The organism is Desulfobaculum senezii (genome assembly GCF_054657395.1).
In genome coordinates this window covers 1-23,657 of record NZ_BAAHYU010000004.1, presented here as the reverse complement: position 1 = coordinate 23,657, position 23,657 = coordinate 1, and the positions used below count along the sequence as shown (strand labels likewise).

Below are 23,657 nucleotides of genomic sequence, written 5' to 3'. Positions count from 1 at the left end.
GGAGAGAGGGCTGCCATGTGGAGGTACCAGCTCCACATGGCGACCGGATAGCGTTGGTATCCGATCAAGGCAAACCTCAGCCCTCCTCCCGATTCGCGGCGCGAACCGGTACGGAGCGGAATAACAGGATTTGTTTGATTGGAAAAGTTGAGGATTGAGACGTGGCCCACTGAGCGGCTGCGTCCGTACAAACGGCAACTGAGGAAGAACGGCAAGAACGTGGAACGTATGGCGCGCTGCATAGAGGAATTCGGATTCCGTATCCCCATTCTGGCGCGGACGGATGGCGAGGTCGTCGACGGCGATCTGCGTCTGAAGGCTGCAGTGCAGATGGGGCTGGAGACGGTTCCCGTCCTGCTTGCCGAGGGCATGACGGACGAGCAGGTCCGTGCGTTCCGCGTTCTCGCCAATAGCTCTGTGGCGTGGTCCAAGTGGAATGATGAGGAACTGGCGCGGGAACTGCGCGAGCTGTGGGATGCAGATTTTGATCTTGAGCTGACGGGGCTGCCGCTCTCCGAGATTGAAGATTTGCTCGACCAGTTTGCCAGTGGCAACAACGAAGCAAACCCCGACGCGGTGCCGGAAGATGGGCCATGTGTAGTGCGACCTGGCGAGCTGTGGCGACTGGGGGAACATCGCCTGCTGTGCGGTGACTCGACCTGCGCTGACGACGTGCAGCGCCTGATGGATGGTGACGATGCCGATATGATCTGGACGGATCCGCCCTACAACGTCGACTACCACGGCAGGGCCGGAAGTATCCAGAATGACCACCTTGGCGACAGTGAATTCCGGCAGTTCCTGCGTGAGGCCTTCGTGGCCATGTTCGGCGTACTCCGAAAGGGCGGGGCTGCGTATGTGGCCCATGCGGATACAGAGGGGCTGAATTTTCGCGGTGCATTTTGCGAGGCTGGGTTCAAGCTGGCCTCGTGCCTCATTTGGCGCAAGGACCATTTTGTCCTTGGCCGCGCAGACTATCAGTGCCAGCACGAGCCAATTCTCTACGGGTGGAAGCCCGGTGTGGCGCACTGCTGGTTTGGCGGTCGAAAGCGCCGGACCATTCAGGAGCTGGGCGAGTATGGCTCCGTGAGTGTGCGTGAGGATGGAAGCGTTCAGCTGTTCGTCGGTGACCATGCGCTGTGTATTACTGGCCGCGACATTGAGGTGCAGCAGCTGGAGACCACGCTTGTCTTTGAGGAAAAGCCGCGCGCTTCGGAGCTGCACCCCACTATGAAGCCAGTAGCCTTGGTGGAGCGATTCATCGCCAACAGTAGCCGTAAGGGAGACGTGGTGCTGGATCCTTTTGGCGGTTCCGGAACCACGCTTATTGCCTGTGAACGCACGCGCCGGAAGTGCCGAACCATAGAACTGGAACCGAAGTTCGCGGACGTCATCATCAGACGGTGGCAGGAGCTGACAGGAAGCAATGCCGTGCACGCAGCAAGTGGGATGCCCTTTGCCGAGCGGGAGGCCGCTAATGGATAGGCAAACCCTTGTGGAACTGCTGGAACGCAGCGTTGAAACGGATTTGCCAACGCTTCTTAAGGCCAAGGAGGAAGCGAAGCGGCGTATGCGTGAAGATCCGTCGCCGCAGAATGTTTCCGTCTTTGAAAAGGCGTCCCGGATGTTGGAGGCGCGAATGGATAAGACCGAGCAGGGCGTAGCGCCTACGTTTTCGGACGTAGGGCAGGTCCTTGCCTACCTGCAGGAGCAGGGGCGCAAGGTGAAGAAGTCCAAGCTCTATAACGACGTGAAGGCGGGGCTGGTGCCTCGGCGTGCAGAGAGCTACTTCCTGCGAAAGGACGTGGAGGCCTACGCCGAGACACTTCCCCTTGTGGCCATGCCGGAGAAGGACTCCGATCGCATCAAGGAATTAGCGCAGCGGCGGCAGATGGCCACCATTGAGAAGATTGAAGAGGAGACGGCGCGCATTCGCTTTAAGCGGGAGGTTGAGCGTGGGAGGTATATCCCGCGCGAGGATGTCGAGCTGGAGCTCGCCAGCCGAGCCGTGGTGTTGGAGTCCGGCATCCGGCAGGCCGTGGAGATGAATGTCTTGGACCTTATTCACCTGGTCGGCGGAAGCCCGCGCAAGTCGCAGGAGTTCTTGGAGCGCTTCGAGGCTATGCTCGACAGCGCTCTCAATGAGTACGCCAGTACGGCGGAATTCGAGGTAACAATTGCACATGATGCAGCAGATGAGCATGCCGAAGAGCGCTAGAGCGGTTACGGTCACCCGCCTGCCGCAATGGCTTCCGGACGATGTCCGCGCAGCCGTTGCCGCGCGGGTGGAGCAGGGCGACGGGACGTTGGTGCGTCGGTTTCGTTTTGCCAAGGGCGAGCGCAAGGTGTTCCGTAAGCGTCGCCCCGTGCCCGTGAGCGAGTGGGCGCAGAAGCACCGCGTCGTGCATCAGTCGTCCATTCCCGGGCGCTGGCATAACGAGGTCACGCCCTATATGACGGGCGTGATGGATGCGTCGTTCTTCCCGTCCGTGGAGTCGGTCATCATCTGCAAAACTCCGCAGACGGGAGGCTCCGAGGCCATCCATAATTGCGTGGGCTACGCTATCGACCGCGCACCCGGTCCTGCCATGTACGTGTTTCCGGATCGTCTTACCGCGAAGGAAAACGCGCAGGACCGTATCGCCCCCATGTTGGAGTCCAGCCCGCGTCTGCGGACATATCTGACGGGACAGTCCGACGATACGAGCAGCCTACGCATCAACCTCGCGCATATGACCATCTACCTCGGGTGGTCCGGCTCTGTGTCCCGGCTTGGCAACAAGCCCATCAGGTACTTGGTGCTGGATGAGCTGGACAAATACCAAAACCCCAAGAACGAGGCATCGAGCGAGAATCTTGCCGAAAAGCGCACCACGACATGGCGGCGTAAGCGCAAGATTTGGAAGATTTCAACGCCCACGGTGGAGAGCGGTCCTATATGGCGGGCGCTGACTGAGGAGGCGCAGGTGGTCTTTGACTATTGGGTGCGGTGTCCGCATTGCGGCAGTTGGCAGCTCATGGAATTCGACCGCATCAAGTGGCCGCAGGATGAGGCCGTCGCGCGTGACCCCGAGTCCGTACAGGCGCGGCGTCTTGCGTGGTACGAGTGTGAAATGTGCGGGACCTGTTGGGACGACAATGACCGGGACAAGGCTGTGCGCCTTGGGCAGTGGCGCTCACGGGGCACCGGGATGGAGTTGCAGGCGCACCTGCGCACGCATCGTCCGGCAAAGGTTGGTTTCCATGTTCCGGCGTGGCTTTCGTATTTCGTGTCCCTGTCGGAAGTGGCGGCGGCATTCCTGCGCTGGAAGAAGAGCGGCAACCGCGATGATCTCAAGAATTTTGTGACGCAGTACAAGGCCGAACCATGGCGGGCTTACGACATCCAGCGTACGGAGGGGGCGATCCACGCGCTGTCAGACGACAGGCCGCGCGGCGTTGTGCCGGGGCTTGATGGGGATGGCCTGCCCAAGGTGGCTGCGCTGGTGGCGGGGGTGGACTCGCAGAAGCGGTATTTCCGGTACGTCATCCGCGCCGTGGGCTGGGGCGGCGATGAGGAAAGCTGGCTGGTGCAGGCCGGAAGCGTCCCGACGTTTGAGGCGTTGGAACAGGTGCTGTTCAAGAACGTGTATTGCGACGTCGACGGCAACGAGCACCGGGTGAAGCTTGCTGTGCAGGATGCCATGGGCACGCGCACTAAGGACGTCTATACCTTCTGCGCCAAGCACCGTGGGCGGATCTTCCCCTACCAAGGCAAGCGCACCCAGACCACACCCGTCCGCTACGCCCCGCAGGAATTCTATCCCGGTACCAAGGCCCGCATTCCCGGTGGCCTTGTGCTCTGGAAGGTGGATACGACGTTCTTCAAAAACGACCTCGCCGCCAAGCTCCAGATAGATCCCAGCGACCCCGGCGCGTTCCACCTGCATGCGGACGTTACCGAGGAATACGCGCGTGAGATGACCGTGGAGTATTTCGACGAACAGAAGCTGTGCTGGATGTGCCCGGACGGCAAGGATAACCACTTCTGGGACTGCGAAGTCATGGCGCTGGTCGCGGCCTATGAGCTGGACATCCGCAACTGGAAACGCCCACAGCAAAAGCCCAAACAGATAATCGCCAAACACACGCCCCTCACACACAAATCAACACCCCTGCCCGGCTACGGAACCCGCCCGGACTGGTTCAACACAAGGAGATAGAGAGTCATGTTGCAGAAGAAAGGACGCAAACTGAACTGGAAACAAGCCTGCGAAATCCTCAATTGCTCCAAGAGCCACTTCTACAACCTGATTAATGAAGGAAAGATTCCGGCGTTCAGGACAGGGAAAGTGCGGGGCGTGTGGGTGTGGGAGGAGGATGTGGTGGGGTATATGTGTGAGTAACGGCAATGTGGTTGTAAAATTGATACAGCAGATTTTGTAGTTGCATTAGCTTTTAAATGTAATTAAAATGGATAAATTAAAGCATATATTTCCCCATGTTGTGTAAGGTTAAACGTTTTCAGAGTGATTTTAATAAAGGTCGAGAGGACATGTATTTAAAAAAAACTAAGATAGAGCATACCAAGTGGGAAAAAGATGTTTCAGGGATAGAAGTGTTGCATGTTGACAAGCCTCATGCATTGATACAGGCCGCTGGATATTTGAAATATACACGTTCAGAAATGAAAGAAGGTATATTTTTTAGAGGACAGAGAAAAATATATGGTTCTTTGAAGCCATGTTTATTCCGGGGTATAAATCGTAATGCTGCGCAGTATAAGAGGGTTGAAAAGCTTAATAAAGTAGTAAAGAAGTTTGCACGCGAAGTTGTAATATTTGAAGGGGTCGACGAGATGGCATATGAGCCTTTACTCCAACATTATGGGATAAATACAACATGGGTAGACTTGGTCGATAATGTGTGGATAGCTTTGTGGTTTGCTTGTCATAAGGCTATGTGTAAACAAAAGATTCAGAAATTCTTGCATTTTGAAGAACGTATCCCGTCAGAAAAAGAAAAATTTGCATATATTTTATTAGTTGCGGCTGATTTGGAACATATGGATAAGAGGAACTGCAATGCGGGGTGTATTATAGGGCGAAATACCGAACTAATTGATTTAAGAATGGCGGTACCGTCTATTTTTGTGCGCCCACATGCTCAGCATGCTTTACTGTTTAGGATGAGAGGAACAGACTCGGGGCGGAGACTTGATTATAAGGACCAACTAAGAGGGATAATTAGGGTTAAATTGCGAGATGCATTGGCATGGTTAGGGAACGGTGCGCTAGCGGGAACTCACACATTATTCCCTCCTGCGTATTATGATTATGGCTATGAAATTTTATTGGGGATCAGAGGTATAGATACGAAATTTGTTGGTGGGATTAATCATATTGGTAGTTAGGCTCCAGCCCATGGAGAGTTTCGTGATTGTTGTAGCCAAGCAGATCTAAGGAGATGGCTTCTCCCGTTGAAAGAATCTGATCTTTGAATTAGGGAGTGGGTATTCACTTCTTAAAACCAATGCTTCGATTCATAACGAGAAACAATGAGTCAAAATCTATTTAGAAAAAAGCATATCCTACTAAAGCAGTTTATCTCGACGCTCAATGCCACCTATCGGGACTTTTCATATAAACCAGATGACCAAGTGTCTTGGAATGGGGAGAATCCAGATGAAGGCTGGGATATAGCATATAAAGCCGAGCTAGAGCTGGCCTCATTACTTACGCCAACTCATCTTGATGAAGAGTTTAAAAGACGGCTTGCTGAGGGTAAGTCCAGTCTGCCTTCTGAACTTGTTCAGTTTTATCAGCAGTCATCAACGGAAAAGATGGATGTAAGGGAAAAGCGTTCCCATTATTTTCGTTTGTTGAATGATCTTCAGTGGAGCGCACAGAGACGAGAAGCTGCTTGGGAAAAATTACAGCATGGAACCGCGATGATTGCTCTTGCAATGGGAGTGGCAATCTTCTCTTTCTTTGTGCTGCTACATTGTTATTCGCCAGTCTATGGGGATAGCGTTGGAACAGAAAAGCAGGTCTGCCAATGGGCTCTAGTTGGTATTGTTGGCGTTTCTGGTGTCTTGGGTGCGATTTTTTCTTTGCTAATCAGGCTTTATGGTGCCTTTGACACGACTAAAATTCGTGAACTTGAGAATTTTGCATCAATTTCCTTTATTTCGACACGGCTGGGTATAGGTATGTTGGCAGCACTCTTTGCATATTTCCTTCTTGCTGCTGAGATAGTCTCATTTCCGTTTATACCGACATGTGATGGGACAGATCCAATCCATTCGCCTTTCATTGTTATTAGTATTCTTGCCGGATTCTTTGAAAATATGATTCCCAACATCATGAAAAAAGCAACACGAGACAATTGAAATTCTAGGGAGAACACGGCTGTGTCAGAAGAAAAGAAAAATGAATGTCGGATTAGTGGGCGAATTGTCGAGTGTCCAGACGATCCAACGAAAGATAAAATTGATACATTACGTGAGGAAATAGAGCCGTGGCTTTCTGCGGTCTTTCAAAGTGAACACATTTCGCTTTTGGTTGGAAGTGGTTTTACTGTAGCTGTTGCCAAAGAGTTAGGAGTGAAAGCAACAGATATGTCGCTTGATTTCAAGGACATTCCTTACTCTGAAGAATTAAATGCAGAAGCCGCAAGGTCAGCAGACGTTCTTGGCCGCGGAGCGCCTAACATCGAAGACAAAATTCGAGCGGCCAATACCCTTAAGAGCGGCCTTGCTCTTCTTACGTCAAATGCTGAAGCTCAAGAAAAATGTGCTCAGATTAAGAAAGCTCTTGAAGATTTATATACGAGGTTTCATGAGGACATTTTGCGTTCAGAGCGCGTTATTAATGCCGGGCTGATGACAATGGAAGGCAAAGAGACAAATCTTTCTCCTCTGTCAATGCTCACCTCTTTTTTGCTTAGCTTCGCAAGCAGGTCTGCCACCCGTGAGCGCTTAAACATCTTCACAACAAATTATGACAGGCTCATAGAATACGGTGCTGACTTTTGTGGTTTGCATCTTTTGGATAGGTTTGTTGGCGGACTTGAACCCATTTTCCGTTCTTCCAGACTGAATATTGATATGCATTATAATCCTCCGGGCATCCGAGGTGAACCTCGTTATTTGGAGGGGGTTGTCCGCCTGACAAAACTTCATGGATCCCTCGACTGGCTCAACGAGAATGGTTTTATCAAAAAAATAGCCTTGCCCTTCGGTGCTCCTGCAATTCCTGAGCGTTCACGGCCGCTAGGCGCTGATGCAATCATGATTTATCCGACGTCTGCCAAAGATAGAGAGACAGCAGAATATCCTTATGTTGAGCTCTTTCGAGACTACGCTGCGGCTGTCTGCCGTCCCAACTCTGTTCTTGTAACGTATGGGTATGGATTTGGTGATGATCATATCAACCGAACAATTAGGGACATGCTGACTATCCCGTCCACACATCTCGTTGTCATTTCTAAGTATGATTCAGATGATAGGATAAAGAATTTTATCCATGACCTTGGTCGGGATTCACAGCTTACTGTGCTGCTAGGTGAGCATCTGGGTGATATGAGAACCTTGGTTGAACACTATTTGCCTAAACCCGCTATTGATAAGATTTCACTACGCAAGACAGAACTCCTTAAAAATCGTGGTAAGCTCACCGCCGATAACGCCAAGGTTGAGGACAAAACAAAGGCTGAGGACAAAAAATGAGAAGTCCTATTTCGCTTGTAACCTCGAAAGCCATTGGCGCTGTTGAAAACGTCGTCCCTGACGAAATCAAAGTGTTACTCGACATTGATACTCCGAGAAATACAGCACTTAATACCGGGGAGCCAACGTCGTTTCCTAGGCTTAACAGTTATATTCTTTTCCCCAACGAATCTGGGGCGGTAGTGGGGATTGTTACATGGCTTGGTGTCGAACGCTCATCATTTCCTAAGCGGCAGGGCCTTAAGGACTTTGGTCTTATTGATTTGCCGTTTCCACTTCGGAAAATGGCTCTCTGCCCACTTGGCACACTCAAGCAAAATGGTGACGGGTGGCAATTCGAGCGTGGCGTTCATGTCTTTCCTTCCATTGGTGATGCCGCGATTCTGCCGACGAAGGACCAGACCAAAGCCATCGTGTCAGGTGGAGATACTGTAGGCAAAATAAAGTTAGGCACTTGTCCAAGTGCTCACAGCGCGCCAATCTATGTTGATCCGAACCGTCTCTATGGACGGCATCTTGCTATTCTTGGCAACACAGGTAGTGGAAAGTCCTGTAGTGTTGCTGGGACTATCAAGGCCACAATGAAGTGCATCAAGAAGAATCTTAAAAACTCAAAGAAGAATCCAAACGCAAGATTCATAATACTCGATCCAAATGGCGAGTATTCAAAATGTTTTGGTGAGCTTGGCGTTGGCTATTCAGTGTTTAAAATTCCACCATTATCTAAAGAAGATAAAGATGAAAAAAATATTTCGTCATTTAGTCTTCCAGCCTGGATGTGGGATAGTGCAGAATGGGCTGCAATTTCAAGGGCTTCGGCGGGGGTTCAACGTCCAGTATTACAAACGACTCTTCGTTTGTTGCGTTCTGCCCGCCAAGATAAAAATATGCACCCTGTCACGCGGACATATATTCAAAGTAAATGTATGTTAATACGTCTTATGCCTTTTTTAAAAAATGGGGCGATAGACTTTAAAGATAAGGAAAATGTTTGGCAGGCATTAAATAATTTTAAAAATGATATAGCATACTACAAAGAGTTGCTTGGTGGCATGCCCGATGCGTCGAATTATAGCGACGATGTGCAAGCTATAGACAAAACATACAACGAGCTTGAATATCAAGTTCAGTGTAGGGTTAATGCGAATAATCCTAATTTTGTTAAATACGATAGTTATAGCGCGCAGGATATAGAGGATTTTGTTGTATGCATTGAAGGCTTAATGAAGTCTCTTAATACAAGAGAAGTTGAAGCCTTGGTAAATGAAGATTTGCCGATACAATTTGACATAACGACATTAGTCCATAGCATTACTTCAGTTGCGCAATCTGAAGGTAGTCAGACGGCGCAGTACATTTCGTCAATGGTCCTCAGAATTACAGCATTGCTTAATGATGCGCGTTTGAAGGATGTCATCAACCCTTCAGAAGTACTTACATTGCCTCAATGGCTCAATAAAATCCTTGGAGACGGGGGTGAGGATTGCAATGCCATAACAGTTATTGATCTGTCGCTGGTTTCCTCAGACGTACTTCATCTGTTAATTACGATCTGTGCTCGACTTATTTTCGAGGCTCTTCAGAGATATCACAAATCCAATGAGAAACCATTCCCGACCGTGCTCGTTCTTGAGGAAGCTCATACGTTTGTCACGAAAGGAGCTTCACTTACTACTGATACGCTAACGCCTGCAGACATGTGTAGGCAGGCATTCGAAAAAATTTCTCGTGAAGGCAGAAAGTTTGGCCTCGGCCTTGTGCTGTCATCTCAGCGGCCATCCGAACTGTCCGAGACGGTTATTTCTCAGTGTAACTCATTCTTTCTGCATCGAATCACAAACGATCGAGATCAGGAACTCGTCCGTAGGCTCGTCCCAGATACAGCACGTGGTATTCTTAAAGAACTCCCTAGTCTCCCGACTAAGCAGTTTGTTGCTCTCGGTCTCTGCACCAATCTCCCTGTCCTGATTCAGATGGAAGATTTGAAAGACTGTGAGCGGCCTCAATCCGATGATCCTGACTTTTGGGATGTCTGGACTCGCAACTGTGAGCGCTCAGCCGACTGGAACGAAGTCGTTGACGAATGGACAAATCAGCAACCAGAAGAGCAAAAGGATAAAAAGGGAGGTCAGCAATTGATATCGCATTATAAAAACACCCGATAATCCACCCCAAGCGCATCCCCAAGCTTCTTCGCATTCATCTTCCCAATAGGCCGCTTGCCGTTCTCCATTTCAGAGATATGGCGGCGGTTGATTCCTGTTAGTTCGGCAAGCTGAGCCTGCGTCATGTCTTCGCGGTAGCGTGCTCCGGAGAGAAGTGTTCCGGGGGTGCGGTCTGGGAAGACTTCGTCGGGCGTAGCGACGTCGGAAATGCGGCAGCCCATGTTTTCGAGTGCGGCCTTGGCCTGCCTGATGTCTACGCCTTCAGGACACGTGACGTAGAAGACGTTTGCGTCAGTAGGGTGCTTTTTCGTGAGTGCCGACATAGGTTACCTCCACCAATTTTATTTCTCCATCCACTTCCTGCCAGACCGCCACATACGTGGGATTGCCTTTCTTCAGGTGGCAGTGGTGGGTGATTTTTCCTAACTTGCTATAATTCGGCCAGTTCCCTCTGGTCGGTCCGGCCACTTCGATCTCTGTCACCAAGAGGGCGAGTGCGTTTTGCACCCGCTTGGGCAGCTTCTGGATATTCTTCTCAGTTCGCCGAGGAATGGCGACAGTCCATTTCATGACAACGTGTCCTTAGTTTGTACTATTTTTTGGTACATAGTCAACAGGTGGGTTTACTCGTTGACAAGGTGGGTGCCGTGCGCCTTTATGTCATTTCTTTTGTGAATCCATCAAGTTGACTGATTCACTTTGATTTGTGTTTGAGACGTTGCCAGATCAATACTTGAGACGCATACAGCTCTATGTGGTATGTGATCAGAAAGAACATGTGATGGCTTCAGTTTTTCGTTTATGGGGGCATGAAAGGTGTGTTGGAAAATTATAATTCGATGTTATGCTGTTGTCATAGTTTTCGCATGTTTCTATGTTGCTTCTAGTCATGCTTCTGAAAAACATGTTGGTTTTGGTGGTAAATTGATTGGAGAGTTTATTTACGAACAGGTATATTCAGCTGATGTGCGTTTAAAGGCGAAGTTGTCCAAGTCTAATCTCAAAAAAATGTCGCAGGATATTGCAAAGCGAGTTCCAGCGAAATGTCAGAATATTTTTATTATTTATTACTTGCCACATCAACAGGTTGGGCATGGGGCTTGGGCGAATGCCGTCTCTTTAAATAGAAGATCCATACAGATTACGATTTTTGGGACTACAGTTGATGAAGACAAGAAAGATTTTCATCCTGATCGATTGAAGACAGGAGTAAACAAGCGACTTGTCGGGATATGGAGAGACAAAGTGCTTGGCTTCTTGATCACGATTAAACGGGACGAGGGGCAGTTCTATATTGAGATGAAGTTTAAGGACGGGAGTGGAATGCATGGGAAGTTGAAGAGTAGTCGATATGCCATAAGTGTTCGTCTTGATATGCCGAATAACGAAGAATATTTTATTCTTACTGACGAAGGACATCTTACTGCATATGACAGTTGGGGAAAGGTTGATGATTTCTATTGTGTAAAATTCATCAAGGGTTCTACAAAATGATATGAAAAGTGTGCTCGTGACATTTCCGTCCACGATGTCCACGAGGTCCACGACATAATGCCCCGCAGGGAATACCTTGCGGGGCATTATGTGTATTTGGACGAGAGACGAGCTGGATGAGCAGATTGCGCTGTATAAGAAGGCGCTCAAGTCTGTCAGTGTTGGGCAGAGTTACACCATCAAGGGGCGTAGCCTGACGCGGCAGGATATTTCCGAGATTCGGGAGACGCTTTCGTATTTTGAGCGCGAGCTCAAGAAGCTGGCCGGGCAGAGTGGGCCTGTTTGTGTTGTCGGGCGGGTGTTGCGATGACGCGGCGTTCGTTTGGGGCAAGCATTCGTGCGCGGCGGCGCATGGCAGCAGGCAAGGCCACCGTGGCTCCGCGCTCTGTTGCTGTCTCGCGTGATGCCGGGCGGCATCGGGGGACGCTGTCGAACTATCGACCCATGCGCACTCCGGCCTCTGTAGAGGGCTATGAGCGTTCGACGGCGCAGGTTCGGGCTGAGGATTTGGTGGCCAATGATTGGGCTGCCGCCTCGGTTGTCGATTCCATGACCGTCAACACCGTCGGCTCCGGCCTCAAGCCGCAGGCCCGTGTTAACGCCAAGCGCCTTGGCATTGCTCCGGAAGCCGCCCGCGAAATTGATGAGCAGATGGAATGGGTGTGGCGCGAATGGTGCGCCGATGCCCACGTCTCTGGCCGTTTGCATTTTGATGATCTTGTCTTCCTTGGTATGCGTTCCCTGCTGCGTTGCGGCGAGCTTCTGCACCTGCCCATCATGCTGGATGAGCCGAGGCGAAAGTTTTCCCTGTGCCTGCAGGATGTGCATCCCTCCCGCCTGTGTACTCCTTCGGATCGCCGAAATACTCCCTCCATCCGTGACGGCGTTGAACTCTCCCCTATAGGTCGCCCCGAGGCGTACTGGATTGCCAGCCCCTCGCCGTCCAATACGACGGTTTCCTTCCGCCAGCTCGGTTCATCCAGCTTTGTACGCGAGCCTGCACGCATTGGGCATCGCCCCGGCGTCTTTCATTGTTTCCGCGCGGAGGAGGACGAGCAAGTGCGAGGCGTCTCCCGGCTTGCTCCGGGCATGAAGCTGTTCCGCCACCTGAATGATTCCCTCGACTACGAGCTCATGGCCCAGATCGTATCGGCCAGCTTTCCGGTCTTCATTGGCATGAACGATCCGCAGGCCGCAACACGCGCTTTTCCTGTGGAAGACGATGATGCCGCAGAGCAGCGCCGCTATCAGACGGTGGCGCCGGGGCAGATCCTCTATGGCAATCCCGGCGAAGAGCCGACCGTTCTGCAAAGCAACCGCCCTGGCAACAACTTCATGCCGTTTGCCGAGCTGATCATGCGCGCCATGTCCGCCAGTGTGGGGATGCCGTATGAGGTGCTCGCCAAGGACTTTTCCAAAACAAACTACTCATCCGCCCGCGCTGCACTCCTCGAGGCGTGGCGCATTTTTATGCTCTACCGCGCGTGGATCGTCCGCCACTATTGCCAGCCCATTTGGAACATGGTGCAGGAGGAAGCGTGGCTACGTGGATTCATCCAGCTCCCCAAGGGTGCGCCGGATTTCTACGACGCGCTTACCGCCTACACCACCGCAACATGGATTGGCCCGGCCCGTGGGTATGTGGACCCCGTGAAGGAAATCGTCGCCACGACCAAGGCCCTTGATGCGCGCCTGACCACCTATTCCGACGTTATTGCCGAACGCGGCGGCGACATTGAGGACGTGTGGGAGCAGCGCCGCGCGGAAGAGGAGCGCCTGCGCGAGCTGGATGCCATTACAGAGGAGGCCGTCAATGAATGAGCTAATGGGCCAGCGTGTTTGGGCGCTTGCCCCGAACGCTGTGGAGCAGGTGCTGACGCAGGCGGCGCAGCCGTCCGCAGGGCCGTTTCCCTTTGCCAATCGCCGCGACGCCCAGCCGCCTTATGCGGTGCAAAGGGGCGTTGCGGTTATCAACGTGCGCGGCGTGCTGACCAAGCGTGGCGGGTTTTGGACTCTTGGATACGAGCAGATTCGCACCGCGATGGAGGTCGCGCTTTCGGACTCCGCCGTCCGGAGCATCATGCTGAATGTCGATAGTCCGGGCGGCAGCATCGACGGCGTGAAGCTCCTTGCGGATTGGATTGCCAGCGTACGGGACCGCAAACCCATGTGCGCGTATGCCGATGGCTCGGCCATGTCCGCTGCGTTTTGGCTGGCCGCCGCTACGGGGTGCATCTACGCGCCCAAGACGGCGGAGGTCGGCTCTATTGGTGTGGTTATGCAGCATTTGGACTGGTCCCGCGCCAATGAACGCCGGGGCATCAACGTGACGTATGTGCATTCCGGCAAGTGGAAGGTTGCGGGGAACCCGGACAGCCCGCTGAGCGATAAGGATCAAGCCTACCTGCAGGAGCAGTGCGACACGCTTTACGCCATGTTCACCGAGGATGTGGCCACCGCCCTAAGCCTCGACGTGGAGGCGGTGAGCGATTGGGCCGAGGGACGGATTTTCTTTGCGGAGAAGGCGCGGGACCTCGGGTTGGTGAGCGGCATCACCGCAGGCCGTGAGGAACTCATTGAACAGCTAGCCAAGGAGGCATCCCCAATGAACAGACTGGAACTGGAAAAACAGCATCCCGACCTCTTTGCCGAGGTGCAGGGCGAAGCCCGCAAGGAAGGCGAGGAGAGCGGACGTCAGGCCGCATTCGAGGCTGCAGGGGCCATCGTCAAGGCCGTGGCCGGAGAGGAGGCCGCCGAGCGGTTCACGGCGCTGTCGGCAGCGGGCGTTACCGGCGCGCAGCTTGAGGCATTGGCTCCGCTTATGGGCGCGAAGGCCCCACAGGAACCTTCGGCAGATGATGCCGAGCAGGCTTCGCGCAAGCAGATTTTGAATGCGTTGCATGAGCAGTCGCCGTCCCCGGTCCATCACGCGGGCGGGCAGCACGTCCCCGATACGCCGGACGAAAAGCGCGCGGCTTGCCTTGAACGCATGAAAGGCATCCCGAGGAGGTAAGCCATGAACGTGCAGAGTTATCAGGCCGCGAACTTTGTGGGCGGGCATCCCCCGGTCATGCGCAAGCAGGTATTGGCGTCGACAGGTGTGGATGTGGATTTGGTGGCCGGAACGGTCCTTGGCGTTGTGACTCTGTCGGGCAAGGCCGTTCCCCTTGCGCCCGCTGCGGACGATGGCAGCCAGAGTGCGGCGTTTATCCTCGTGGAGGATGTGACTGTGCCCGCGCAGGGTGACGCCGTGGTCAATGTCTATGTGCATGGCGAGTTCCGCCGCGCGGGTTTGGCGTGGCCGGATGGCATTACGCAGGACCAGCAGGATACCGCCGCCAAGGAACTGGCCGCTCGCGGCCTCTACGTGAAGTAACCGAGAGGAGACGACATATCATGACTATGCCCCATCAATTTGAGGCCAGAACGCTGACCGAGGTCATTACGGCGCGTAAGCCGTTGCCCGGTTTGTTCAAGGAACTCTTTTTCAATAGCCGCAATGAACTGCCTACCAAGTACGCCGAGCTTGAGGTTCTGGTGCGCGGGCGCGCGCTCGTGCCCTTTGTTACCGACTATGAGGGCGGCACCCTGTCCCCCAAGACGCGCCGGGAACTGCGCACCGTGAAGACCCCGCGCATGAATCCCATCGAGCGCTTTTCTGCTCCGGAGCTTGTGGACGCCACCCGTCCGGGGCAGGGCGTCTACCGCAATACGCCGGATGATCTTGATGCGGCCATTGAGGAAACCATTGTCCGTGACCTTGATGCCATCAAGGACGACGTGGAGCTCACCATTGAGTTCATGTGCGCGCAGTCCGCTACCGGTTCGCTGGTCGTGGTGCAGGAAGGGCAGAAGGTGCTGAACATCGACTTCCAGATGCCGCCGGAGAATAAGATCGTCCTCGGTGATGGCGTGCGCTGGAATCAGGACGGATCGGATCCGGATGCGAACCTTGAGGACTGGGCCGCGCTCATTACCGCAGCGGCGGGCGTTGGTGCCGACCATTGCGTGATGGGCCTCAATGCGTGGCGCGCCTTCAAGAACAACCCGAAGATTAAGGACGAGCTGGACCGTCGCCGTGTGGAGATCGGCACCTTGTCGCCGGACGTGAACAAGCTGCGCAAGGGCGAATACAACGGGCTGGATATCTGGGCCTATGGCGGGGAGTACGAAGACCTTGAGGGCAACGTCCACCACATGCTTCATCCGGACTACATCGTCCTTGGCTCCAGTTCCGCCAAGTGCAGCATTGAGTTTGGCGTGCCCGAAGACCTTAAGAACCACGGCAAGCCCAATCAGTATTTTGCCAAGTCGTGGGAAGAGGAGAACCCCTCAGCGTACTGGCTCGGTGTGGAGTCCCGCCCGCTTCCTTTCCCCAAGCAACCCGGCGCGTTCGTGTACGCCAAGGTCCTCTAGGAGGTCGATATGGCGGCGAAGAAAACTCAACTCATTTTGAGCGTGAGCTACTACGGAAAGAACGGCGTGGTGCCCGCTGGGCAGGTTGTGGACCTTCCGGCCAAGGAGGCGGCGGAGTTCGTGAAGCAGGGGCTTGGCGTCAAACCCGGCGAGGCCGCGCCTACACCGCAGGTGAGCGGAAGTGGCGAGCAGGTTGCGCTGTTGCAGGCCAAGGTCGCCAAGCTTGAGGCACAGCTTACGTCGGAGAGAAGCGACTGCGTGGCCAAGCTGCAGCAGGCGCAGGACTACGCCATGGCCCTTGAACAGCGCCTGCGCGATGCCGGACTCTTCGACGACTCTTCAACCGAGGCCGGGGAATAGGCCGGGCCAGACAGGGCAGGTGCGATGACTTTGACTCCATTGGAAGCGCTTCTCGGAAGCTCGATGGTTTCCATCGTAACGGGGATTGCCGTGCGGGTGTTCATGAGCCGCACGTTCGTGACGCGGCAGCAGTGCCAGCAGCACCAGCAGTTGGCCTGCCGCAACACGGAAAGCGTGCAGCGCAAGCTGGATATCCTGTTCCGCATGCTCCGCGCGTTCATCATTAACTCGGACCTGCCGACGGCCAAGAAAGAGGAAATCCTGAACGAACGGGGCATGGAACTGTGATGGACATAACCCTTCTGCGGACTCGGACGGACGAGCAGGGCACATTCGGCGTTCTGCTTGTGGATGATGTGACCCTGCGCACAGTGGAACTGCCGTGGCGTGAGAATCGCACAAACGTGTCATGCATTCCGGCGGGTGAGTATCAGTGCTGTGTGGTGCAGTCCCCGCGTTTTGGGTGCGTCTACCATGTGCGCAATGTTCCCGGTCGCACGCATGTTCTGGTTCACTCGGGCAATCTGGCGGGCGATACGGCGCTCGGGTGGCGGACGCATTCCCATGGGTGCATCCTGCCCGGTTTGCGTTCGGGCCGCCTTGGCGATCAACAGGCCGTGCTGTGCTCCCGCGCGGCTCTGACTAGGTTCATGGCCGCCCTTGGCGGGCAGCCTTTCACCCTCAACATCCGGGAGGCATTCGATGCTTGAATTTCTGCTTTCCATCGTCTCCGGCGGCGCGACGGGTATTCTCGGTTCCCTGTTCAAGGGCATCGGCGACTACATGAAGCGCAAGCAGGAGATGAAGCACGAGCGCGAGATGCGCAAGTTCGACATGGAGATGATGGACAAGGAGTGGGAGTACCGCGACCGCGCGGCCACGCGCGAAGGCGAGGTGCGCCTGCAAGAGTCTGCCGATGCCCTTAAAGCTGCATCCTACGCCAACGACCAAGCCACCTATTCGCGGGGGCTGGATATCAAGCTGAAATTCAGCCGGTTCCTGCTTGTGCTGGTGGATGTGGTACGCGGCCTGACTCGTCCGGTGCTGACGGGTTACATGTTGTGGCTGATTTGGGATACGCGCCGCGCCGTGGACTCGGCCCTTGTCGCTGCCGGGGCGGATATGCTGGATGTCGCCACCGCCATGGACCTGCAAAAGCGCATCATCTGCACCATCCTGTATTTGGGCAGTATGACCGTCGCGTGGTGGTTTGGTGACCGTGGCAGGAAGGCGAAGTCGTGACGGCGCTGCTCGATGATCTTCCGTTTTTCTTTGATGGCCTAGACGCACAAGACGTTCGGGTGCGGCTCACCAATGGCGAGGAACGCACAATTCGGGCCTATTTTGATGCGCCGTACCAAGCGCATGAGCTGGGCGTGGACTATACCTTCCAGACGGCGGATTACGCGCTGACCTGCATGGCTGCCGACGTGGCGGATTTTGAGTGTGACCGCACCACAGTGGTGATTGCTGGGGCTGAGTATGTGGTCGCTGCTGTGAAGTCCGACGGGGCAGGGCTTGCCGAAGTCGTTTTGACGAATCCGGCGGAGGTTGTTGTGGAGGGCTGGCGCTGATGGCGACGGTCTACATGGAGACCAACCGTCAGGAGATTGAACGCATCCAGCACGAGTTTGCCGCGACGCAGAAGCAGGTGAACCGCGCCGGCTGGCGCGCCGTGCGGAAGCTGGCGCGCTGGGTGCGCAGCACTGCCCTGCGCGAGACCGCTCGGGACACGGGCATCAAGCGCAAGGTGCTGTCGCATCGCTTGCTCTTATACACGCGCGGTGGACACCAGAGTGCGCGGGTGTGGTTCGGCATGAACGCGTTGCCGCTTTCCGTGTTGGACCCAAGGCAGACGGCCACTGGCGTCACTGCTGGTCCGGCGGAGCGAAGGCACGCGTTTATCGTGCCGCGTGGTGGGACGACGCAGGTCTACCGCCGCGTGCACCGGGATGAACGGCTCCCCTTGGCGGTGCAGTACCACGCCATAGAGGACGAAATGCAGCGCGTGCTGCAGGCGGATATTTCGCCGCGTTTTGCACGCATGTTTTCCAAATACTTTGAGCAGGAACTCCGCTGGGAAGTGAGTAAGGCGCGGTGAGGTTGGCAGTGATTGACGTGGTTCATGCTGGGATATGTGCGGCGCTGAGGCAGGGGCTGCCGGGGCTGCGGGATGTGGTGGACTATGGCGTTGACAGGAAGCTCAACGCGCCGCTTGCTGTGGTGCATTTGGCCGGGATGGAGCGGGCCGGGGAGGCTGACGACGGCACCGAGCGCCTGTGGGTGCAGTGCCGTTGGGAGGTGTTCCTTGTGGTGGCCGCGCGCGTCTGCGGCGTGGAGCAGGAGCTTCGGCGTATGGCGGCGGCTGCGGCCACGCTGGTGCAGGACAATCGGTTTGGGGCGCAGGTCGCGCCCGCGCGGTTTCTGACGGCGGAGCCGAATGAATTTGAACCGAGCTTTTCCGGCGCGTTGTCGTGGCGGGTGGAGTTTGAAATTGATGTGCCGCTGGGCGAGAGCGTGTGGGATGGCGAGGGCGTGCCTGTGAAGCAGGTTCTGGCGTCGTATGCGCCGTTGGTCGGCGAGGACCACAAGGACAAGTACACCGAGGTAACGGATGAACTTCCGAGTCTCTGACATGGAGCGGCGGCTTGCGTCGGTAATCCGCGTGGGCACCGTGGCCGAGGCTGACTATTCTGCCGCGCGGGTGCGCGTGGCCTTTGGCGAGGCCGTTTCGGACTGGCTGCCGTGGCTGACGCTTCGCGCCGGGAATGACCGCACATGGTGGTCGCTGGAGGTGGGGGAGCAGGTTGTGGTGCTGTCGCCATCGGGCGACACCGCGCAGGGCGTGGTGCTTGGCAGCATCTATCAGTCCGCGCACCCTGCGCCCGCGTCCTCGCCGGATGTAGACCGCCGCGTCTACGCGGACGGTGCCGTCATAGACTATGACCGCAGTGCCCACCGCCTGCACGCCGTCATCCCCGGCGACATTGTGGCCGAGGCGTCCAAGAATGTGACCGTGCAGGCTGGCGGCGTCATCAGCGCTACGGCCGGGAGCGCTGTGGAAGTCACTGCGCCGCAGATTACCTTGAATGGCACTATATTTCTGAACGGTCCTATGACGCAGGGCGGCGGCTCCGGCGGCGGCAACGCCACATTGAAGGGCGACCTGCACACCGTGGGCGACATCACCACGGACGCGGACGTATGTGCGGCGGTGTCCCTGAACGGCCACGTTCATCCTTGCCCACATGGCGGCGACACCGGAGGCCCGAAGTAGTGCGCGGCATCGATGCCACAACGGGCCGCGATCTGTCCGGCCTCGACCATTTGCGTCAGTCCGTGCGCGACATCCTGACGACGCCCATCGGCTCGCGCGTGATGCGGCGGGAATACGGCTCGCGTTTGTTCGAGCTGGTTGACGCGCCACTCAATGGCGAGACGCTTGTGGAACTCTACGCGGCCACGGCGGAGGCCATCGCCATGTGGGAGCCGCGCTTTCGTGTGGAGCGCGTCACCGCGCGCGAAGCTGGGCCGGGGCATGTGGAGCTTGACTTGGTCGGCATCTACCTGCCGGACGGCAGACCCGTGACCATGGAGGGCATCATCGTATGAGCGGGTTCTCGGATATTGATTTGTCCTTGCTTGCGTCGCCGCAGGTGGTGGAGGAGCTGGACGCCGAAACCGTGCTTGGCGAAATGCTGGCGGACTTCTGTGCGCGGCATCCGGAGCACACCGCGCTTGTGGAGTCTGATCCCGCATACAAGATTTTAGAGACCGCCGCCTACCGCGAAACGCTGCTTCGCCAGCGTGTGAACGATGCGGCCCGTAGTGTGATGCTGGCCTATGCCGGGGGGACGGATTTGGATCACCTTGCGGCTTTGGTGCCGCTGGAGCGCAAACTTGTGGCTCCCGGCGATCCGGACGCGTATCCGCCTGTGCCGCCAACGTGGGAGGCCGATGCCGAGTTCCGCCGCCGCATCCAGCTTGCGCCTGAAGGCTTTAGCGTGGCCGGGCCGGACCGCGCGTATATCTTTCATGCCCTGACTGTGCCGGGTGTGCGGGATGCTGCCGTAAGCAGCCCCGCCCCCGGTGAGGTCGTGGTCCATGTGTTGGGCCGCGAAGGGAGCGGTACGCCGGACCCCTCGGTGCTGTCTGCCGTGGAAGCCGTCTTGATGGCGGCGGAGACGCGTCCGTTGACGGATCACGTCACCGTGCAGGCGGCAGAGGTCGTCACCTATGCCGTCCGCGCAACCCTTGCCATTCAGCCCGGCCCTAGCGCGGAGGCCGTCCGTGACGAAGCCTTTGCGGATATGTGGGCCGTGGCCGAGGCAGGGCATGTGCTGGGTGCGGGGATGCCGTTGTCCAAGGTCTATGCGGCGTTGCAGGTGGAGGGTGTTGCACGTGTGGCGCTGTCCGAGCCTGTGGCGGATGTGGCCTGCGCGCCGCATCAGGCCGCGTATTGCACGGGCGTGGAACTGGAGGTGGAGCGTGCCTAGGGACCTGCTGCCGCCAAGCGCAACGGCCATGGAACGGGCACTGTCCGAGGCCGTGGCGCGGTTGTCTGACGTTGGCGTGCCGCTGCGCGCTGTGTGGCGCGCGGGGGAATGCCCGGAGCCGCTGCTTGCGTGGCTGGCGTGGTCGCTGTCTGTGGACGCATGGGACGAAAGCTGGACCGAAGCACAAAAGCGCGAGGCCATCCGTGCCGCCGTGTGGGTGCACAGGCACAAGGGGACGCGCGGCGCGGTGGACCGGGCGGTGCGCGCCCTTGGCTACCGGGTGCGCATCCGCGAATGGTGGGAGGAAAACCCAAAGGGCGAGCCGTACACCTTCGCCATTGAGATCGAGGTGGATGATCGCGGCGTGGATGCAGGCCTGTACGGCATGCTGACGCGCGTGGTGGATGCGGCCAAGAATACCCGCTCGCACCTGCGCGGTTTTGCCGTGGTCTCGACCTCGCGCGGATACGTTCATGCGGGGATGGCCCTGCATATGGGCGCAGCCCTCACGGTGTTGCCGTGGCGTCCTGAGAATATCGAGCAGAATTCGCCGCTGCATGTCGGCGCGACGCTGCAAACGTTTACGACTGTAACCGCTCAACCCTAGCGAGGACGATATGGCCAAGGACTTTTTTGTCATCCTCACCGAGACGGGCCGGGCCAAGCTGGCGAATGCCGTAGCGCTTGGCCGGACTGTGTCCCTGACGCACTGCGCCGTAGGCGATGGCGCGGGGCAGATGGTGACGCCGGATGCGGCGCAGACTGCATTGACCCGCGAGGTCTACCGCGCCCAGCTCAACACGCTGGAAACAGACCCGGACAACCCGGCATACATCGTGGCCGAACTGGTCATTCCGTCCGAGGAAGGCGGTTGGACCATCCGCGAGGCAGGCATCATTGACGCCGATGGCGATCTGTTTGCCGTGGGCAACCTGCCTGAGACTTACAAACCGCAGATTGCCGAAGGCTCCGCCGCCGAACTGCGCGTGCGCCTTGTTATGGAGGTGAGCAACACCGCCGCCGTGGAACTGAAGGTGGACCCGACGGTGGTGCTCGCAAGCCGCGGCTATGTGGACGCGCAGGTTGTGGAAGTCCGCACCCTGCTGGAAACCCACATCGCCCGCACCGACGATCCCCACCACACTATCCCCGAAGGCGGAGAGCCGGGGCAGGTGCTGGTGATGCAGGAGGACGGCAGCGTGGCGTGGGGCAATGTGGCAGGTGTCCCCGTTGGGGAGCTGTGCTGGTCCTCGCTTGGCGTCCCCCTGCCCGGAACCGTGCCCGCGAATGTCAAACAAAAGTTCCAGCGCGGCCTGTACCCTCAGCTGGACGAGGCCGTCCTTGCCGCCGGGAACTACCTGACCGACGAGGCCGCGTGGGATGCCGAGAGAGCGGCGCAGGAGGGTTCGTGTGGGCGGTATTGCCTGACGGCGGAGCACATCATTTTGCCGTGCTACAAACATTACTTTGCTGCGGCGCAGGAAGGTGTCACTGGTCGAGAGGTTGGAGATTGGATCGCTGGGGAGGTGCTGGCCCATAAGCATAAAAACGGTGTGACCGATGCAGGTGGAAGTGATTTTGTGTCTGTGTACGGGCGTACGGTTGAGGACCTGCCCGGATTTGTAGGAGTTAGTGGGGGAAACTCCCAGGAACAACCAGAATATCAAGGTTATACCTCAACTGATGGCGCAGGGGAGAACCTTGTTAATTCACTCGCAGTGCTCCCCTGCATCAAGGTAGCCGACGTGGCCGTGAACGCCGCGCAGGTGGACATGATGGCGCTGGCTGACCAAGTGGCGGTGATTAATGGGAACAAACTCGACAAAGCAGCAATCACAGCACCGGGAAGTGCGCCGCTGTATTTATGCAGGGCGTGGGTGAACTTCAACGGGATGGATACACCTACAATTATAGCAAGTGGCAACGTAAGTAGTATTACAGATAATGGTGTTGGGAACTACACGGTTAATTTCACTACCGCGATGCCTGATGCGAATTATTCTTGGAGTGCAAGCGCGGACGACCCAGTAGAAGGTGGTGGTTATGTTACTGTGTCGAGAGCGCCAATTATGACCAAAACAGCGACCAGTTTGCAAATTATTGTGGTTTACAGTGACAAAAAGTATGACTCACCATCAACTGTTCTACAAATCTTTTGCTAAGAGGAAACACATGAAAAGAATAATTTACAAAACAGACGATAACAAAGTAGCGGTAATCATCCCAACGCCAGAAGCTCTACTGAGGCACGGAATAAAAGCTATTGCCAAAAAGGATGTTCCTTTTGGAACGCCCTACAAAATAGTTGATGCATCCGAAATTCCTGTTGACCGCACAGAGCGCGACCTCTGGACAATCGACGCCGCCGACCTGACCGACGGATTTGGAGGGAAATCGAATGCGTTTGATTAAAATTGACCAAACCAAAAAGTCTGAACTGCTCGCTACACAAGCCCGCACCGAGCGGGACCGTCTCATGCGCGAGGAGTACGACCCCGCCGTGATGCAGCTCTTGCGCAAGCGGCGCGTTGTCGTGGCCGCCTCGGGCGACACGGCGGGCATCGATGCGCAGCTTGCGGAGTGGGATGCGTACGCTAATGCGCTGGAGGCTGTGCCCGAACAAGTAGGTTTTCCCCGTGACATCATTTGGCCGGAAGCGCCTGCCGAGCCGTCTTTAGCTGGGGGCGCAGGCGCCTCTGGTGCGTCCGCCTCTGAACCTGCAACCAGTGAGGTCTAAGTTAATGCCTGAACAGTTTCTGCATGGCGTGGAAGTCGTCGAGATTGATGGTGGTCCGCGTCCCATTCGTACCGTGAAAAGCTCCGTCATCGGCATTGTGGGCACGGCTCCGGACGCCGACGCCAGCGTCTTTCCTCTGAACACTCCGGTCCTTGTTGCGGGCAACCGCCGCGAGGCCGCCAAGCTGGATACCGTGGGCGATGGCGCGGGCACGCTACCTGCCGCGCTGGACGGCATTCTGGACCAGTCCGGGGCCATGGTTGTCGTGGTGCGTGTGGACG

The 23,657-nt window shown here is 56.1% G+C and carries 30 protein-coding genes and 1 pseudogene; 29 read left to right on the top strand and 2 right to left on the bottom strand.

All coding sequences use genetic code 11. The annotated features are described in order from the left end of the window. The first annotated feature begins 138 nt into the window (after nucleotides 1–138). The 8 genes from ACYQ2T_RS15045 to ACYQ2T_RS15010 all read left to right on the top strand — a co-directional run bounded on the left by ACYQ2T_RS15045 (nucleotide 139) and on the right by ACYQ2T_RS15010 (nucleotide 9,873). Nucleotides 139–1,485, top strand: coding sequence for a DNA modification methylase (locus ACYQ2T_RS15045; protein WP_459901680.1), 1,347 nt, complete (start codon nucleotides 139–141; stop codon nucleotides 1,483–1,485). Then, on the top strand, nucleotides 1,478–2,218 hold the full coding sequence (locus tag ACYQ2T_RS15040) for a hypothetical protein (RefSeq protein ID WP_459901678.1): 741 nt from the start codon (nucleotides 1,478–1,480) through the stop codon (nucleotides 2,216–2,218). Before ACYQ2T_RS15045 ends, ACYQ2T_RS15040 begins: the two co-directional genes overlap by 8 nt. Next, on the top strand, nucleotides 2,202–4,202 hold the full coding sequence (locus tag ACYQ2T_RS15035) for a terminase gpA endonuclease subunit (protein ID WP_459901676.1): 2,001 nt from the start codon (nucleotides 2,202–2,204) through the stop codon (nucleotides 4,200–4,202). Before ACYQ2T_RS15040 ends, ACYQ2T_RS15035 begins: the two co-directional genes overlap by 17 nt. A 6-nt stretch (nucleotides 4,203–4,208) precedes the next feature. After that, nucleotides 4,209–4,385: an excisionase family DNA-binding protein gene (locus ACYQ2T_RS15030; protein WP_459901674.1), complete on the top strand. Its 177-nt coding sequence runs from the start codon at nucleotides 4,209–4,211 to the stop codon at nucleotides 4,383–4,385. 149 nt (nucleotides 4,386–4,534) lie between these two features. After that, nucleotides 4,535–5,392 carry an FRG domain-containing protein gene (locus ACYQ2T_RS15025; RefSeq protein ID WP_459901673.1) on the top strand — a complete coding sequence of 286 codons (858 nt, stop codon included), beginning with the start codon at nucleotides 4,535–4,537 and terminating at the stop codon, nucleotides 5,390–5,392. 144 nt (nucleotides 5,393–5,536) lie between these two features. Continuing rightward, complete coding sequence (locus ACYQ2T_RS15020; RefSeq protein WP_459901671.1) at nucleotides 5,537–6,370, top strand: hypothetical protein; 834 nt, start codon at nucleotides 5,537–5,539, stop codon at nucleotides 6,368–6,370. Between the two features lie 21 nt (nucleotides 6,371–6,391). Continuing rightward, nucleotides 6,392–7,708 (top strand): SIR2 family protein, encoded by a 1,317-nt coding sequence (locus ACYQ2T_RS15015; protein ID WP_459901669.1) that lies wholly within the window; start codon nucleotides 6,392–6,394, stop codon nucleotides 7,706–7,708. Further along, nucleotides 7,705–9,873, top strand: a complete 2,169-nt coding sequence (locus ACYQ2T_RS15010; protein WP_459901667.1) for an ATP-binding protein — start codon at nucleotides 7,705–7,707, stop codon at nucleotides 9,871–9,873. Before ACYQ2T_RS15015 ends, ACYQ2T_RS15010 begins: the two co-directional genes overlap by 4 nt. Here ACYQ2T_RS15010 and ACYQ2T_RS15005 read toward each other — a convergent pair. Further along, complete coding sequence (locus ACYQ2T_RS15005; protein ID WP_459901665.1) at nucleotides 9,855–10,196, bottom strand: helix-turn-helix domain-containing protein; 342 nt, start codon at nucleotides 10,194–10,196, stop codon at nucleotides 9,855–9,857. The two genes, ACYQ2T_RS15010 and ACYQ2T_RS15005, sit on opposite strands and share 19 nt — an antisense overlap. Beyond that, nucleotides 10,165–10,443 carry a type II toxin-antitoxin system RelE family toxin gene (locus tag ACYQ2T_RS15000; RefSeq protein ID WP_459901664.1) on the bottom strand — a complete coding sequence of 93 codons (279 nt, stop codon included), beginning with the start codon at nucleotides 10,441–10,443 and terminating at the stop codon, nucleotides 10,165–10,167. Before ACYQ2T_RS15000 ends, ACYQ2T_RS15005 begins: the two co-directional genes overlap by 32 nt. A 246-nt stretch (nucleotides 10,444–10,689) precedes the next feature. On the opposite strand from ACYQ2T_RS15000, the gene ACYQ2T_RS14995 reads away from it, so the two are divergent. From ACYQ2T_RS14995 to ACYQ2T_RS14895, 21 genes and pseudogenes are all read left to right on the top strand, one after another. Then, the gene (locus tag ACYQ2T_RS14995; protein WP_459901663.1) at nucleotides 10,690–11,367 is read left to right on the top strand and encodes a hypothetical protein; all 678 of its coding nucleotides are present in this window, start codon (nucleotides 10,690–10,692) and stop codon (nucleotides 11,365–11,367) included. A gap of 88 nt (nucleotides 11,368–11,455) precedes the next feature. After that, entirely contained in the window at nucleotides 11,456–11,677 is a 222-nt protein-coding gene (locus tag ACYQ2T_RS14990; RefSeq protein WP_459901662.1) for a DUF6148 family protein, read from the top strand. Between the two features lie 41 nt (nucleotides 11,678–11,718). Continuing rightward, entirely contained in the window at nucleotides 11,719–13,188 is a 1,470-nt protein-coding gene (locus ACYQ2T_RS14985) for a phage portal protein (RefSeq protein WP_459901661.1), read from the top strand. Continuing rightward, nucleotides 13,181–14,380: a S49 family peptidase gene (locus ACYQ2T_RS14980; protein WP_459901660.1), complete on the top strand. Its 1,200-nt coding sequence runs from the start codon at nucleotides 13,181–13,183 to the stop codon at nucleotides 14,378–14,380. The genes ACYQ2T_RS14985 and ACYQ2T_RS14980 overlap by 8 nt, the downstream gene beginning before the upstream one ends. 3 nt (nucleotides 14,381–14,383) lie before the next feature. Next, on the top strand, nucleotides 14,384–14,743 hold the full coding sequence (locus ACYQ2T_RS14975) for a head decoration protein (RefSeq protein ID WP_459901659.1): 360 nt from the start codon (nucleotides 14,384–14,386) through the stop codon (nucleotides 14,741–14,743). A gap of 20 nt (nucleotides 14,744–14,763) precedes the next feature. Continuing rightward, nucleotides 14,764–15,783, top strand: a complete 1,020-nt coding sequence (locus ACYQ2T_RS14970; RefSeq protein ID WP_459901657.1) for a major capsid protein — start codon at nucleotides 14,764–14,766, stop codon at nucleotides 15,781–15,783. 9 nt (nucleotides 15,784–15,792) lie between these two features. Further along, on the top strand, nucleotides 15,793–16,143 hold the full coding sequence (locus tag ACYQ2T_RS14965; RefSeq protein WP_459901655.1) for a hypothetical protein: 351 nt from the start codon (nucleotides 15,793–15,795) through the stop codon (nucleotides 16,141–16,143). A 63-nt stretch (nucleotides 16,144–16,206) separates the two neighbouring features. Next, nucleotides 16,207–16,431: a hypothetical protein gene (locus ACYQ2T_RS14960; protein ID WP_459901653.1), complete on the top strand. Its 225-nt coding sequence runs from the start codon at nucleotides 16,207–16,209 to the stop codon at nucleotides 16,429–16,431. Then, nucleotides 16,431–16,853 (top strand): DUF5675 family protein, encoded by a 423-nt coding sequence (locus ACYQ2T_RS14955; protein ID WP_459901651.1) that lies wholly within the window; start codon nucleotides 16,431–16,433, stop codon nucleotides 16,851–16,853. The genes ACYQ2T_RS14960 and ACYQ2T_RS14955 overlap by 1 nt, the downstream gene beginning before the upstream one ends. After that, complete coding sequence (locus ACYQ2T_RS14950) at nucleotides 16,846–17,385, top strand: hypothetical protein (RefSeq protein ID WP_459901649.1); 540 nt, start codon at nucleotides 16,846–16,848, stop codon at nucleotides 17,383–17,385. The genes ACYQ2T_RS14955 and ACYQ2T_RS14950 overlap by 8 nt, the downstream gene beginning before the upstream one ends. Next, on the top strand, nucleotides 17,382–17,717 hold the full coding sequence (locus tag ACYQ2T_RS14945) for a head-tail joining protein (protein WP_459901648.1): 336 nt from the start codon (nucleotides 17,382–17,384) through the stop codon (nucleotides 17,715–17,717). The genes ACYQ2T_RS14950 and ACYQ2T_RS14945 overlap by 4 nt, the downstream gene beginning before the upstream one ends. Then, complete coding sequence (locus ACYQ2T_RS14940; protein WP_459901646.1) at nucleotides 17,717–18,244, top strand: phage tail protein; 528 nt, start codon at nucleotides 17,717–17,719, stop codon at nucleotides 18,242–18,244. The genes ACYQ2T_RS14945 and ACYQ2T_RS14940 overlap by 1 nt, the downstream gene beginning before the upstream one ends. 8 nt (nucleotides 18,245–18,252) lie before the next feature. Next, nucleotides 18,253–18,777, top strand: a complete 525-nt coding sequence (locus tag ACYQ2T_RS14935; protein ID WP_459901645.1) for a hypothetical protein — start codon at nucleotides 18,253–18,255, stop codon at nucleotides 18,775–18,777. Further along, nucleotides 18,758–19,420, top strand: coding sequence for a phage baseplate assembly protein V (locus tag ACYQ2T_RS14930; RefSeq protein WP_459901643.1), 663 nt, complete (start codon nucleotides 18,758–18,760; stop codon nucleotides 19,418–19,420). The genes ACYQ2T_RS14935 and ACYQ2T_RS14930 overlap by 20 nt, the downstream gene beginning before the upstream one ends. Beyond that, nucleotides 19,420–19,755, top strand: coding sequence for a GPW/gp25 family protein (locus ACYQ2T_RS14925; protein ID WP_459901641.1), 336 nt, complete (start codon nucleotides 19,420–19,422; stop codon nucleotides 19,753–19,755). The genes ACYQ2T_RS14930 and ACYQ2T_RS14925 overlap by 1 nt, the downstream gene beginning before the upstream one ends. Beyond that, the gene (locus ACYQ2T_RS14920) at nucleotides 19,752–20,639 is read left to right on the top strand and encodes a baseplate assembly protein (RefSeq protein WP_459900070.1); all 888 of its coding nucleotides are present in this window, start codon (nucleotides 19,752–19,754) and stop codon (nucleotides 20,637–20,639) included. Before ACYQ2T_RS14925 ends, ACYQ2T_RS14920 begins: the two co-directional genes overlap by 4 nt. Then, nucleotides 20,632–21,246, top strand: coding sequence for a phage tail protein I (locus ACYQ2T_RS14915; RefSeq protein ID WP_459900069.1), 615 nt, complete (start codon nucleotides 20,632–20,634; stop codon nucleotides 21,244–21,246). Before ACYQ2T_RS14920 ends, ACYQ2T_RS14915 begins: the two co-directional genes overlap by 8 nt. Before the next feature lie 10 nt (nucleotides 21,247–21,256). Next, nucleotides 21,257–22,801: a phage tail protein gene (locus ACYQ2T_RS14910; RefSeq protein WP_459900068.1), complete on the top strand. Its 1,545-nt coding sequence runs from the start codon at nucleotides 21,257–21,259 to the stop codon at nucleotides 22,799–22,801. 10 nt (nucleotides 22,802–22,811) lie between these two features. After that, the gene (locus tag ACYQ2T_RS14905; protein ID WP_459900067.1) at nucleotides 22,812–23,051 is read left to right on the top strand and encodes a hypothetical protein; all 240 of its coding nucleotides are present in this window, start codon (nucleotides 22,812–22,814) and stop codon (nucleotides 23,049–23,051) included. Next, nucleotides 23,038–23,376, top strand: coding sequence for a phage tail assembly chaperone (locus ACYQ2T_RS14900; protein ID WP_459900066.1), 339 nt, complete (start codon nucleotides 23,038–23,040; stop codon nucleotides 23,374–23,376). The genes ACYQ2T_RS14905 and ACYQ2T_RS14900 overlap by 14 nt, the downstream gene beginning before the upstream one ends. 4 nt (nucleotides 23,377–23,380) lie before the next feature. Further along, nucleotides 23,381–23,657, top strand: a pseudogene (locus tag ACYQ2T_RS14895) (phage tail protein); the annotation flags it as partial.